Genomic DNA, 13462 nt, shown 5'->3' on the forward strand with positions numbered 1-13462 from the left:
CCGGCGCTGAAATAGATCGCTTGTAATCGAGCCCGAATGCCGTTGCCCGCTGCAACGCGCAACTCAATCGACTATCAAGAGATCAATACGTTCATGCAAATGATGACGCCGAGTGGCCTGTACCCTCCTACTAATCCTTCCCCAGCCGAACTGCACACAGGGCAGTTGCAAGACTACGAACTCATGCTGTCCGCCATGCGCGAGCCGCAGGCAACTGTAAATCTGAACAATTTGATCCTGATCGGGCCCTTTTCACCCTTACACCGGGTAAGCGAGGACGGATTGAATGCGTTATGGCATGTGTTGCGCGATCGAGACTACATCGATATGTGCTCAAGACTGCACATCAGGCATGGCGCACTGAGTGTGACCCTCGAAGGACAGACCTATGTGTACCAAGGCTATAAAGACTCGGGAGAGCGAATCACGCTGGATCTGACGCAAAACGCAAGATGGCATGCGCTGACCCCGCTTATCGAACGGGCGGCTGCTTTATTGGGCGGGCAGATCAACGCCAATCGCAGGATCACGCTGGGCAGGATGTGCTGGTTTTACGGCCTCCTGCCCTGGCAGCCACGACATCCGCAGGAACATCCCGGCGCCATACGGGCCCTGCAAGAAAAGATCGCCAGTCACCAGCTAAGGCTGGAGGACGACTTCGAAGTCCTGGCGCTGAGGCGCCGCCCCACCGATGCCGACCGTGCCACGTTCCGGGCCCGTCGGCGCAGCTCAGCCGATCCCCTGCAAGTGGACACTGAAAAGGTCCATGCGCAAATCATCCGCGCCGAAATCATCGACACCGTCGACCAATTCCTGGCCGATCGAGGCGCATCGTCGCTGTCCTTCCTGACCGATGCGATTCTCGCTGAAGCGACCCTCGAACAGGTTCGGGGGTGCCCTTCCGTTTACCTGCAAAACATCCTGCACAGCGCTGAAGCCGAGAACCTCGGAACGCTCCTGCTGTCGGCACTGGATTGGTACGGCGGGGAAATCGGTGAAGAAACTTCACCAGGCATTCGTACCTGGCTGATCGCCCAGGCGCTGCAAATCTGGCTGGCGGGACCTGCCGACGATCCGCAACGAATCGCCGGTTATGACTGGCAAGCACGCGAACACTGGGGCAAAAGTTATCAAGTGATCCGGGCCGAGTTTGAAAGCCACCTGCTCACATCACAACGTGCCTCGTCGGCCAAAGAAGCGATCGTGATCGCGCGCCTGTTCCTCTCCAGGTTTCCCTCGGAGTTTCGGGTCACTGGCATTCCTGCTGATCTGGCCTACAGAAGTTCGTTGGTATGGGTCAACTTCCTCACTGGCGTCAATTTGATCAAGGCGAGCGATGCCCGATCACTGGACAGAATGACCTTCCAGCAACTGGTCAACCTGCCGAGCATACTCTGCGAAGAGGCGACGAAAGACATCCTGACGTTCATCAGCCTGGCGAGGCTGCAGCCGACATTGGACTGGGCGCAAACCTACGGCGTCATTGCGCATTTACCCCATGAGCCGTATGCGGCAACAGACATTGAGCAAGCGCTGACGGCCTTCGAGCAATACAGCGACGATCTGACAAAAGCCTCTGTCCAGATCGACAAGAAGGTGCCCGAGCGCCTGGCTATCAGTAAAAGAGAAATGGAAACGCTTTTCGGCAAAAACGGCTTTAACACCGATGGCAGGCAACTGGCTAAGAAGCTGTATCCGCCGCTTTTCGTTTCTCGTGACATCCCCTACCTCGAAGGCAAGGGTTATGACATCTACTCGTTTCTCGACGTATTGGCGGCTGGCAAGTTTGATCAGCAGGAAGAATGGTTTGTTACGGACATCGACGGCAGTACTGTCAGCCAGCAATGGATTCAAATTGACGAACATCGAACGATAGAAACCAACGGTCCGTTGCCGGCCCCCGGCGGCTCATTTGCAGGAACGCGCCGGGTCTGGCCGCCGAAGGCCAAGCTGGTGTTGCCAGACGTCAAGGCGCTGTTCGACGTAGAGTTCATGCGCTATTTGACGGACACGACAGACGCCTATGCCACGCTGATCAAAAGCCTGCTGGCATCCCTTCCCTACAACGACCGCCTGGCCCTGGAGTTCGGTGAAGTCAAGATTTACTCCCTGAGAAAGGAAACGAAGGGCATCGAGGCCCAACATGAAACGGCGGAAATGATATTGCCACTCCGGGCTCGCAATGGCCTGATTTTGCAGGCAACCCTCGACGAACACGTCACCCATTACGAACTGCTGCCCAGGGCGGGCGTCATGCGCCGCATCGAAAAACTGGACCCGGCGCTTTTTGGTGGCCAACTCGAGACTGAACGCTGGAGCTTGCGGAACGCCTCAAGCGTTCGCGTCGATGTTATGCGCCACAAGGATTTACCGTTCGATTGGGAGGCCCATTCAACCGGAAGCGCGCCGAACGCCGCAGCACGTTGCCAAGCCATTCTCGAACAATTGGGTGATACGCTCGACGCCGTCGTTTACGCGAAAGATCCCTCAGCACCTGCAGCGCAAACACTCTCCTCCGAGCGCACGGTGAGCATCAGCCGTGTTATCGCAACTCAACTGCTGTTCATAGACCCAAAGACGCTACGCGACGCCGCCAATGGCATCACGCAATTTGATCTAGACACTGAGTGGTACAAAAACGTCGTCGCGCTGACCAAGGCGTTCGTTCCGTTTTGGAGCAGCATCGAAGATCTGATTTCAGGCGACAGGATGCGCTTGATCAACGGTTCGTTTGGTCTGTTTACCGACGCCATTTCATTTTTCATACCGGTCGGCAAGTTTGCTTCGGGTTCGTTGCGACTGATGACCCAGACGGGCCGATCAACACTGCGGGCCGCCCTGCCATCATTCAAACAGCTGACGATGGAGTTGGTGGTGTCGATTCTGGGAGCGCTGAACCCGCTGGATGGCCCGCTCGCCCTGCTGACCGGATTGGGCACTGCCACGGTGAAACTGGCCCGGGCCGGTCGATTCAAAGTCTTGGAGCTGATGGGCAGAGCGGGCCGCTACGATTTCGTGAACAGTCGCCCCCAGATCCGTGACGCAGGACATTGGAATCCGTTGGTGAACGGTGATGAATTAGCCCGGGTAAAAGGCATTGACGACGTGCCGGTGCGCAATCTGGCAAACGCTGGCAAGTCGGACTACCGCCTGATCGATCCGCTATCGTCCAGGCTGTTCGGCCCGACCTTGGCGACCAAGGCCGGAGAACTTTCGCCGGGACGCTCTCACTACCGCCTCCTGGAAAAAACCGACAGCCATCTGATCGTTGAGCTCTCGAAAAAAAGCCAGGTCAGGGAGGTGTTCGAGGTCGATGGGCGCACCACCGTGTTTATTGACGATGTGGCGTATCGGCTGGAGAACGATACGCTGTGTCGCGCCGACAGCTTCACGATCGAACAGACCTACAAAAAGTTGCCTTGCCGCGTACGACGCGCCGGAGATCCCGTTACCTGCCAGACACAGTACGTCAACAGCCTCACCCCGGCCCCCACCCCCAAACAGGGAGTATTCGATGAAACCAACAGTTGGGCCCCCTGGTTCGGGGACAGCCACTACACGCCGGCCCCAAACAGAGCACCATTGAGTATCTCCGCACTCGCGGCACATTCAACGCTGAAAGGGACGATGGAGTTTCAGACGGGTATTTATGGGCGAGTCAAAATCAGCGTCCCGGTCCCCGAGGGAGATTTTTTCCATACCTTCAACTCCGGCGCCACGATCGTCGAAGCGAAGGACGGCTCAAGGCATTACGTATTCACACGGTTGGATGCGGGGGACTTTTACGTTGCCGAACGCCTGAAAGGCCAAAGCGTGCAGCAATTGTTGACCTTCAGGAAAGCCACAACCCTCGCAGAAGGGCTTCTGGAAGAATTGCGGGTGGTCTACACCGGCTCTCTCCAAGCCAACAACATGGCGCGCTTCTACGGCATCGAAGCCGTCGAGCGCGCCATGAAAACCATGGAGGACATCGCCATTCCCATCGGCGGTCACACCTATCCGCCCGATACGCTCAAATGGTTGACTGTCGATACCAGCCCCGGTGAGGCGGTATTGTTCGACCATTCGACGCGCATGATCGTCGCCACCCAACCAAAAGGTGCAACGTCCTGGTCACGCAGTACGAATGCCTCGGAGGCCTTTCGTCAGAGAACCGCGGAGATCTTCGATGCACTGTTTATGGAAAAGGTGATCACACAAACGCCCAACAGCGCTTTGAAGATCGATAAGACGATGAGAACGCTTCATAGCATGCTCCCTCGTGGCAAGCGATCCAGGAATCCCAGGAACATCGCCTATGCGGAAGTCACGACCGCGTCAGGCACTCGCGAGGTATACGTCAGTGTTTCGGGGGCTCAAGGGATCACCGGACAGCTTCCGCTATTCAAGCAAAACTTCGGCGCAGATCAGGTCACCATGGGGGAAACCACTTACTTCAATATCGACATGAACCAGTCGTTTTCCAGCACCTCTCTGGACGTAACCGCCGAGGGCAAGCTGCTCGCCGTGCCGCGCACTATCGATGACATTGGCACTTACCGTCCGGAGCTGACCAGCCGACCGACCTCACTGGACAGCGAAAGCAAGTTGATCAGCGTGATCCGTGCCAAGTACCCGGACAGTGAATCGATCCAGTCGGTCAATGTCGCCACAACCATGGCGCCATGCGATTCCTGCTCGGTGGTGATGAAGCAGTTCGCCTACGACGGCGGGGAAAATGCACTGGAGGTCCTGTGGAAATGACCTACAACTGCTGCAAATGCCCATAAAGCTTGGCGTACAACCCACCATCGGCAATCAGTTGCTGATGGTCGCCATCCTCGGCAATGCGCCCGCCATCGAACACCAGCACGCGGTCGGCCTGTTTCACCGCTGACAGCCGATGGGCAATGATCAGCGTGGTGCGTTCACTGAGGAAGCGCGCCAGGGCTTCATGCAGGTTGTATTCGGTGGCGGCGTCCAGCGCCGAGGTGGCTTCGTCGAGGATTACCACTTTCGGCTGGGCCAACACCATTCGAGCAATGGCCAGGCGTTGGCGCTGGCCGCCGGACAGGCGCACGCCGGAACGCCCGACCACGCTGTCCAGGCCTTGGGGCAAGCCGCGCACGGTGCCATCGAGTTGGGCGATTTCCAGGGCCTGCCAGCACGCTTCGTCGCTGCGCTCGCGACCCATGGTCAGGTTGGCGCGGATGGTGTCGTTGAACAGCGCCGGATGCTGCAGCACCACCGCGACATTCTCCCGCACCGTTTCCAGGCCGATTTCCTGCTGCGTCGCACCGCCGAAACGAATGGTCCCGGCCAGCGGCGTGTACAGGCCCAGCAGCAATTGCACCAAGGTACTTTTGCCGCCACCGCTGGCGCCGACAATCGCGACTTTTTCACCGGGGGCGATGGACAGGTTCATCTGGTCCAGCACCAGCTCGTCGCCGTAGCTGAAACTCAGGCCCTGCACCTCGATACCCACGGTGTTGCGGCCCTGGAACGGATCAACGCCACCGGGGTATTGCGGCTCATCGGCCCGGGCCAGCAACTCGTTGATCCGCGACAGCGCGCCACCGGCGGCGTAGTAGGCGTATTGCAGGTTCAGCAGCTGTTCCACCGGACCGATCATGAACCACAGGTAGCTGAACACCGCGAGCATCTGGCCGATGGACAGGTCGGAGAACAACACCGTAAGCATCGCCGCCGCGCGGAAAATATCGATGCCGAACTGGAACAACAAGCCACTGGCGCGGTTCGAGGCATCGGTTTTCCACTGCGAGTTGACTGCGTAATCCCGCACTTCCCGGGCCCGTTGGCCGAGGCGTCCGAGGAAGAAGCCCTGGCGGTTGCCGGCGCGTACTTCCTGGATCGAATCCAGGGTTTCGGTCAGGGCCTGGGTGAAGCGCGAGGTGCTGTCGTTCTCCAGTTTTTTCAGGTGCTTGACCCGTTTGCCCAACTGCACCGTGGCGTAGATCACCAACGGATTGAACAGCATGATCAGCAGCGCCAGTTTCCAGTGCATCCACACCAGAATGCTCGCAGTGCCGACCAGGGTCAGCATGGCCACGAGGAAACGGCTGAGGGTTTCACCGACGAATTTGTCCAGGGTGTCGAGGTCGGTGACCAGGTGCGTGGTCACCGTGCCGCTGCCCAGGCTTTCGTATTCGCCGAGGGAGATGCGCTTGAGCCGTTCGATCAGGCGCACGCGAATGCGATAGACGATGTCCTTGGCCAGCGCCGCGAACAACTTGGCCTGGACCACGTTGAACAGCAATGCGCCGCAACGCAGGACAAAGGTCACCAGCAACATCAGGCCGATGTAGCCGGCGGCTTTCTGCCAAGCGTCGGGCAAGGCGTGATTCATGATTTTCAGCGCGGAATCGCCGTGCCCCAGCAGCACTTCGTCGACCAGCAACGGCAGCAGCAACGGAATCGGCACGCTGCACAAGGTCGCCAGCACAGCCACGCCGTTGGCAATCCACAGGGATTTTTTGTGATGCAGGGCCAGTCGGCGGATTTCCGCCCAGCTCAGTCGATCGACACGCGGGGCTGCGGGTGCATCATCGGGCAGATCATGCACAGGCAGCGCGCTCCAGCCAGCGGCCGAGCAGCGGTGACAGGACACTCAAGGGTTGATAGCCATTGGTCAGCAGCGCCAGTTGCCCGTCGCGCTCGGCCAGCAAGGTCGGGAACCCGGCGATGCCCAGGTCCTGGACCCAGGTGAAATCGGCGGCGGTGGCGGCGTGTTGATCGGCGCGGTCGAACGCGGCGGCGAATTCGATGCGTGGTACCCCGGCCTGCTCCGCCAGTTCCACCAGGACGCTGGCGTGGGTGACGTCGCGACCTTCGGCATAGAACGCATGCTGGATCAGCCCGAGCAGTTTCCACGCGCAATCCGGCGCCAGGCTGCGCGCCGTCACCAGCGCCCGGCAAGCGGGCTCGGTGTCGTAGACAAAACCGTCGGGCAAGGCGCCTTCGCGTTTGAACGGCTGGCCGGTGGCCTCGGTGACCGCCTGCCAGTGCTCAAGAATGTAGCGCCGGGTGGTCGGCTCCAGGGCCGCGCCGCTGCCGGTGCGCAAGCCGCCCACCACCAGATGCAACTCCACGCCCGCTGCCTGTGCCTGCTCGACCAGCGCTTCAGCCACCGGCGCGAAGCCCCAGCACCAGGAACACATCGGGTCCATCACATAGAGCAGGCGAGCAGACATGATTCAAGCCTCGGCAGGGGTTTGCTTGTAGTTGTAACCGATCGGGTGCGGCAGGTTGCGCGCCTTGGCCAATTCGATCTGCTTCTGCCGATCAATGGCGCTGCGACGGGTTTTCTCACTCAGCGTATCCCAGCAATGCGGGCAACTGATGCCCGCCACATAGTGCTCGGACGTGCGGTCTTCGACGCTGATCGGTGTACGACAGGCATGACATTGATCGTAGTCGCCTTCGCTCAAGTCGTGACGCACGGTCACGCGGTTGTCGAAGACGAAGCAGTCGCCCTGCCACTTGGTCTCTTCCTGCGGCACCTCTTCGAGGTACTTCAGGATGCCGCCCTTGAGGTGATACACCTCGTCGAAGCCCTGGCTGAGCATGAAGCTCGACGCCTTTTCGCAACGAATGCCGCCGGTGCAGAACATCGCGACTTTCTTGTGCACGGCCGGGTCGAAGTGCTCTTTGATGTAGTCGGGGAATTCGCGAAAACTGGTGGTTTTCGGATCGATGGCGCCTTCGAAGGTGCCGATCGCCACTTCGTAGTCGTTGCGGGTGTCGATCAGCAGCACTTGCGGGTCGCTGATCAGCGCGTTCCAGTTCTGTGGCTCGACGTAGGTGCCGACAGTTTTGTTCGGGTCCACGCCTTCGACGCCGAGGGTGACGATTTCTTTCTTGAGCTTGACCTTGGTGCGGTAGAACGGCTGGTCGTCGCAGTACGACTCTTTGTGGTCGATGTCGTCCATGCGCGGGTCGTTCTTGAGCCAGGCCATCAGCCCGTCAATGCCTTCGCGGCTGCCGGAGACGGTGCCGTTGATGCCTTCTTCGGCGATCAGCAGGGTGCCCTTGATGCCGTTGTCGACCATCGCTTGCAGCAATGGCTCACGCATCTCGACGTAGTTTTCCAGGGTGACGAACTTATACAGTGCCGCCACAACAGCCCATCAATCCTGCTGGAGCCGCGTCGATCTGTGCCCATTCTTCTGGCGTGTAGGCTTCGAGCGGCAAGCTATAAGCGGCAAGTTAAAGCCGCGCGCCTGATCTTGCAGCTCGAAGCTTGCAGCTGCTTTTTACTGCTTTCCTCCCGCACAGGTCGGCGAGGCGGGGGCCGCGTCGATCTGTGCCCATTCTTCTGGCGTGTAGGTATGCAGCGCCAACGCATGAAACTCACCCATCAGCTCGCCCAGAGTGCCGTAGACCTTCTGGTGACGCTTGACGCGATTGAGGCCCTCAAACTGCTGGCTGACGACCACCGCCTTGAAGTGGGTTTGCAACCCACGGCTGTGCATGTGGCTTTCATCCAGCACTTGCAGGTGCTCGGGCTGCAACAGCCCCAGCGTTGATTCGATGCGTTGTTGCATGGTCATACTCGACTCCGCTTAAGGCTTTTTCTTGACGGCAGGAGCAGCGGCGCCTTTAGGCTCCAGCTCGGCAGTCATGTCAGCCAGCAGTTTGTTGACCACTGGTACCGCGCTTTCGAGCTTGGCCTGGGTCATCTGGGCCGATTGCTGAGTCAGCTGCGGCATTTTTTCCAGGACTTTTTTACCCAGTGGCGACTGGTAGAACGCGACCAGGTCCTTGAGCTCGGATTCGCTGAAGTTGGTGGTGTAGAGCTTGACCATGTCAGGTTTCAGCTTGTTCCAGCCAATGGCCTGGTCCAGAGCGGCGTTGGCCTTGGCCTGGTAAGTTTCCAGCAGGGCTTTTTTCGATTCGGGGGCTTTGGTCTGCTCAAATCGCTGAGCGAACATTTGCTGCACTTGCATGTACACCGGAGTGCCCAATTTGTCAGCGTGCGCCAGGGTCAGGAAAGCTTCGGCACTGGCATTGTGGCTGGCGGTATCGGCAAAAACAGGGCCGCTGGCGCAAACCAGTGCAACCGCGGTACAGATGGCACGAAGACGAGTCATCGAGTTTCCTTTCTAGCAGGCGAGGTCGTTACCCCAAGGGCGACCATTCTGCACCTAAAAAAGTGTGTCACTCAACCCCAAGCCTTGTCGGGCCTGAATTAGAGGGGTTGAATGGTCAAAAAACAGACTGATGGAACCACGGCCGACGATCACGGCCTAAACTGCGCAATCAGACCTACAGGAGTGTGAGCGATGAGCCGTATCGAAACCGACAGCCTTGGTGAAGTGAACGTCCCGGATGAAGCCTACTGGGGCGCACAGACCCAACGTTCGCTGATCAACTTCGCCATCGGCCAGGAACGCATGCCCCTGGCGGTGCTGCACGCCCTGGCGCTGATCAAGAAAGCCGCGGCCCGGGTCAATGACCGCAATGGCGACCTGCCGGCGGACATTGCCCGGCTGATCGAGCAAGCCGCCGACGAAGTACTCGACGGCAGCCATGACGACCAATTCCCGCTGGTGGTCTGGCAGACCGGCAGCGGCACCCAAAGCAACATGAACGTCAACGAAGTGATCGCCGGTCGCGCCAACGAACTGGCCGGCAACGCCCGCGGCGGCAAGTCGCCGGTGCACCCCAACGATCACGTCAACCGCTCCCAGAGTTCCAACGATTGCTTCCCCACCGCCATGCACATCGCCACGGTTCAAGCCGTGCAGCACAACTTGCTGCCGGCGATCAGCGAATTGTCGGGCGGCCTGGCCGAGTTGTCGGCGCGGCACATGAAGCTGGTCAAGACCGGCCGCACCCACATGATGGATGCGACACCGATCACCTTCGGCCAGGAGTTGTCGGCGTTTATCGCGCAGCTGGATTACGCCGAACGGGCGATCCGCAGCGCCCTGCCCCAGGTCTGCGAACTGGCCCAGGGCGGCACGGCGGTCGGCACCGGGCTGAACTCACCCCATGGATTTGGCGAAGCGATTGCCGCCGAACTGGCCGCGCTGTCCGGCCTGCCGTTTGTCACCGCACCGAACAAATTCGCCGCCCTCGCCGGCCATGAACCGCTGACCACGTTGTCCGGGGCGCTGAAAACCCTGGCCGTGACCCTGATGAAAATCGCCAACGACCTGCGCCTGCTCGGCTCCGGGCCACGGGCCGGTTTCGCCGAAGTGAAGCTGCCGGCCAACGAGCCGGGCAGTTCGATCATGCCCGGCAAGGTCAACCCGACCCAATGCGAAGCCCTGTCGATGCTGGCGTGCCAGGTGCTGGGCAACGACGTGTCCATCGGCTTTGCGGCGAGTCAGGGCCACCTGCAATTGAACGTGTTCAAACCGGTGATCATCCACAACCTGCTGCAATCGATCCGGCTACTGGCCGATGGGTGCAGCAACTTCCAGCAGCATTGCATTGCCGGGCTGGAGCCGGATGCGCAGAAAATGGCCGAACACCTGGAACGGGGCTTGATGCTGGTGACTGCGTTGAACCCGCACATTGGATACGACAAGTCGGCGGAGATCGCCAAGAAGGCCTACAGCGAAGGACTGACCTTGCGCGAGGCGGCGTTGCAATTGGGTTATCTGACCGATGAACAGTTCGATGCCTGGGTACGGCCGGAGAATATGCTGGAAGCGGGCGCCAAGGGTTGACCCCCTGAACTGATCGTTCCCACGCGTGGGAATGCCTCACCGGACGCTCTGCGTCCGCTTCAGTAGGGGCGCGGAGCGTCCCGGGCTGCATTCCCACGCGGAGCGTGGGAACGATCAATTAACTGACGGCCATCCGCTGACGCCGCGCCCGAAGCCCCGCCATTAACGAAGGCCCCAACGCCACCAGCGCCGACCCGACCACCACCAACACCGCCCCGCCATACCCCAGACCATTAATCGTCTCGGCGTGCACATATTCCGGCCACGCCCACGCCGCCCCCGCCACCGCCACAAATGTCACCAGCGGCGTAATCGCCAGCGTCGCACTGACCCGCGAAGCCTCCCAGTGCGCCAGCGCTTCGGCAAACGCGCCATAAGCGATCAGCGTGTTCATGCAACACGCCAGCAGCAGCCAGCCTTGCCGCGGGCTCAGGCTCAGCGCCTCCAGTGGATGCACCCACGGCGTCAGCAGCAGCGCGCAGAACAGGTAAATCACCATCATCACCTGCAACGAGTTCCACACCGTCAGCAATTGCTTCTGGCCCAGGGCGTAAAACGTCCAGACCGTGGACGCCGCCAACACCATCAAGACGCCAGCGGTGTAGTCGGTGAGGGAGGTGAGCAGCTCCATGAGCCGCTGATTGAAAAACAGCCCGAAACCGATCAGCAGCACCAGCAGGCCAATGCCCTGCCCCACGCTGAATCGCTCCTTGAACACAAACAGGCTGGCGATCAGCAACATGATCGGGCCCATCTGCACCACCAGTTGCGCGGTGCCGGGGCTGAGCAGGTTCAGGCCCATCAGGTACAACACGTAGTTGCCGACCAGGCCGAGCACCGCCATCAGCACCAGCCAGCCGCCCTTGGGTCCGAGCACCTTGCGGCTCGGCAAGCGCCTGGTCGCCGCCAGATACAGGAACAGGCACCCGCCGGATACCGACAGGCGAAACCAGGTCACTGTCACCGGGTCCATCACTTCCAGCACCTGTTTGAGTTTGATCGGCAAAATGCCCCACAGCAGCGCCGTCAGCAGCGCCAGGAACAGTCCATACACCCAGCGACCCGATGAAATATGCATGCCGACCCCAAAGCCCAGTGACAAGAATCGTCATTCTAGGCCCGGCACCCGACGGCACACAGGGACAGTTACGCACCGGCCGCGAATGAAACTGTGCAGGTCGCAACGCTAAATTGACGCAGTGCCGTCGATCAGGTCGCCGGGCACTGCAAGTACTTCACACCTAAGCTCATTGGATCCGCAAACAGGACTTACCCTCAGGAGATCGCCATGTACGGCATGCGCGCCCAGGACAACGCCCCCGCCACGCACTTTCGCAGTGACCGGATGTGTCGTGTGAATGGGGAGTTGTATTTCAGCACCCGGGAAAACACCCTTGAAGGGCCGTTTGATAACCCCGAGGCGGCGGCGCGGGAGATACAGGCGTATATCGAGCGGATGCAGATTCAGAGCAAAAACCGGTAGACCTGTGGCGAGGGAGCTTGCTCCCGCTGGGGTGCGAAGCGCCCCCAAAGAATGGGACTGCTGCGCACTCCAACGGGAGCAAGCTCCCTCGCCACAAAAGCATTCAATCCAGGTTAACGCACCGCCTCAAACAACCCCGTCGCCCCCATCCCGCCCCCCACGCACATGGTCACCACGCCATAACGCAATTGGCGCCGCTGCAACTCGCGCACGAGATGCCCGACCTGCCGCGACCCGGTCATGCCGAACGGGTGGCCGATGGAAATCGACCCGCCATTGACGTTGTACTTCGCGTTATCGATTTCCAGTCGATTACGGCTGTACAGGCACTGGGAAGCGAACGCTTCGTTGAGTTCCCACAGGTCGATATCAGCGATCTGCAAGCCCTTGGCCTTGAGCAACTTCGGCACCGAGAACACCGGGCCGATGCCCATTTCATCCGGCGCGCAACCGGCCACGGTGAACCCACGGAAGAACGCTTTCGGCTTCAAGCCCAACTCCAGGGCTTTTTCCAGGCTCATCACCAGCGTCATCGACGCGCCATCGGACAGTTGCGACGAGTTACCCGCCGTCACCGAACCGTCCTCGGCAAATACCGGATTCAAGCCGGCCAGGCTTTGCAGGGTGGTGTCCGGGCGGTTGCAGTCGTCGCGATCAACCATACCGTCGAGGATCTGCACCTGGCCGGTGGCCTTGTCTTCGACCCGGTATTTGACCGCCATCGGCACGATTTCATCGTCGAACAGGCCGGCAGCCTGGGCCTGGGCCGTGCGCTGCTGGCTCTGCAACGCATACAGATCCTGTTCTTCGCGGCTGACGTTGTAGCGGCGGGCGACGATTTCGGCGGTCTGGCCCATCGGGAAGTAGATGCCCGGCACCTGCTCTTTGAGCAGCGGGTTGATCAGGTTGTCGGTGTTGACGCTTTTCATGGTCAGGCTGATGGACTCGACGCCACCGGCGACGATGATGTCGCTGCACCCCGAGGCAATCTGGTTGGCGGCAATCGCGATGGCTTGCAGGCCCGAGGAACAGAAACGGTTGAGGGTCATGCCGGCGGTGCCGATGCCCAGGTGCGAGAGCACCGCGACGTTGCGTCCGATGTTGTAGCCCTGGGCGCCCTCGTTGGAGCCGGCGCCGACGATGCAATCCTCGACACTGGCCGGGTCGATGTCGTTGCGCGTGAGCAGCGCATTGACGCAATGGGCCGCCATGTCGTCCGGACGGGTCTGGTTGAACTTGCCGCGAAAGGACTTGGCCAGGCCGGTCCGTACGCTGTCGACGATCACCACTTCACGCATGGCAT

Annotated in this window: 10 protein-coding genes; 3 read left to right on the forward strand and 7 right to left on the reverse strand. The window is 60.2% G+C overall.

Annotation, left to right across the window (positions count from 1 at the left end):
- The first annotated feature begins 36 nt into the window (after positions 1–36).
- Entirely contained in the window at positions 37–4743 is a 4707-nt protein-coding gene (locus ACY4LX_RS24770; protein WP_463258133.1) for a deaminase domain-containing protein, read from the forward strand.
- A 1-nt stretch (position 4744) separates the two neighbouring features.
- Here the strand turns inward: ACY4LX_RS24770 and ACY4LX_RS24775 are convergent, their stop codons facing one another.
- The 5 genes from ACY4LX_RS24775 to ACY4LX_RS24795 form a co-directional block, all read right to left on the reverse strand.
- On the reverse strand, positions 4745–6562 hold the full coding sequence (locus ACY4LX_RS24775) for an ABC transporter ATP-binding protein (protein WP_463258134.1): 1818 nt from the start codon (positions 6560–6562) through the stop codon (positions 4745–4747).
- On the reverse strand, positions 6555–7157 hold the full coding sequence (locus ACY4LX_RS24780) for a DsbA family protein (protein ID WP_178129175.1): 603 nt from the start codon (positions 7155–7157) through the stop codon (positions 6555–6557). Before ACY4LX_RS24780 ends, ACY4LX_RS24775 begins: the two co-directional genes overlap by 8 nt.
- Before the next feature lie 36 nt (positions 7158–7193).
- Positions 7194–8117, reverse strand: coding sequence for an oxygen-dependent tRNA uridine(34) hydroxylase TrhO (trhO, locus tag ACY4LX_RS24785; protein ID WP_463258135.1), 924 nt, complete (start codon positions 8115–8117; stop codon positions 7194–7196).
- A 135-nt stretch (positions 8118–8252) separates the two neighbouring features.
- Positions 8253–8549 (reverse strand): BolA family protein, encoded by a 297-nt coding sequence (locus tag ACY4LX_RS24790; RefSeq protein WP_090186621.1) that lies wholly within the window; start codon positions 8547–8549, stop codon positions 8253–8255.
- 12 nt (positions 8550–8561) lie between these two features.
- Positions 8562–9089: a DUF2059 domain-containing protein gene (locus ACY4LX_RS24795; protein WP_149660046.1), complete on the reverse strand. Its 528-nt coding sequence runs from the start codon at positions 9087–9089 to the stop codon at positions 8562–8564.
- Between the two features lie 192 nt (positions 9090–9281).
- On the opposite strand from ACY4LX_RS24795, the gene ACY4LX_RS24800 reads away from it, so the two are divergent.
- Positions 9282–10676 carry a class II fumarate hydratase gene (locus ACY4LX_RS24800; RefSeq protein ID WP_149660045.1) on the forward strand — a complete coding sequence of 465 codons (1395 nt, stop codon included), beginning with the start codon at positions 9282–9284 and terminating at the stop codon, positions 10674–10676.
- Between the two features lie 118 nt (positions 10677–10794).
- On the opposite strand, the gene ACY4LX_RS24805 is transcribed toward ACY4LX_RS24800, so the two are convergent.
- Complete coding sequence (locus ACY4LX_RS24805; RefSeq protein ID WP_463258136.1) at positions 10795–11754, reverse strand: DMT family transporter; 960 nt, start codon at positions 11752–11754, stop codon at positions 10795–10797.
- Positions 11755–11964: 210 nt separating this feature from the next.
- Here ACY4LX_RS24805 and ACY4LX_RS24810 point away from each other — a divergent pair, with 210 nt between their 5' ends.
- Positions 11965–12159 carry a DUF6316 family protein gene (locus ACY4LX_RS24810; RefSeq protein WP_463258137.1) on the forward strand — a complete coding sequence of 65 codons (195 nt, stop codon included), beginning with the start codon at positions 11965–11967 and terminating at the stop codon, positions 12157–12159.
- A 113-nt stretch (positions 12160–12272) separates the two neighbouring features.
- On the opposite strand, the gene ACY4LX_RS24815 is transcribed toward ACY4LX_RS24810, so the two are convergent.
- Positions 12273–13457 carry a thiolase family protein gene (locus ACY4LX_RS24815; protein ID WP_463258138.1) on the reverse strand — a complete coding sequence of 395 codons (1185 nt, stop codon included), beginning with the start codon at positions 13455–13457 and terminating at the stop codon, positions 12273–12275.
- Positions 13458–13462 lie beyond the last annotated feature (5 nt).

This window comes from Pseudomonas sp. Emmai, from assembly GCF_055179735.1.

What these genes read in the sequence shown, in the direction of transcription:
- ACY4LX_RS24800 (WP_149660045.1), top strand. Translation starts at nt 9,282, where the DNA reads ATGAGCCGTATCGAAACCGACAGCCTTGGTGAAGTGAACGTCCCGGAT.
- ACY4LX_RS24805 (WP_463258136.1), bottom strand. Translation starts at nt 11,754, where the DNA reads ATGCATATTTCATCGGGTCGCTGGGTGTATGGACTGTTCCTGGCGCTG.
- ACY4LX_RS24790 (WP_090186621.1), bottom strand. Translation starts at nt 8,549, where the DNA reads ATGACCATGCAACAACGCATCGAATCAACGCTGGGGCTGTTGCAGCCC.
- ACY4LX_RS24780 (WP_178129175.1), bottom strand. Translation starts at nt 7,157, where the DNA reads ATGTGTTCCTGGTGCTGGGGCTTCGCGCCGGTGGCTGAAGCGCTGGTC.
- ACY4LX_RS24810 (WP_463258137.1), top strand. Translation starts at nt 11,965, where the DNA reads ATGTACGGCATGCGCGCCCAGGACAACGCCCCCGCCACGCACTTTCGC.
- ACY4LX_RS24770 (WP_463258133.1), top strand. Translation starts at nt 37, where the DNA reads ATGCCGTTGCCCGCTGCAACGCGCAACTCAATCGACTATCAAGAGATC.
- ACY4LX_RS24815 (WP_463258138.1), bottom strand. Translation starts at nt 13,457, where the DNA reads ATGCGTGAAGTGGTGATCGTCGACAGCGTACGGACCGGCCTGGCCAAG.
- ACY4LX_RS24795 (WP_149660046.1), bottom strand. Translation starts at nt 9,089, where the DNA reads ATGACTCGTCTTCGTGCCATCTGTACCGCGGTTGCACTGGTTTGCGCC.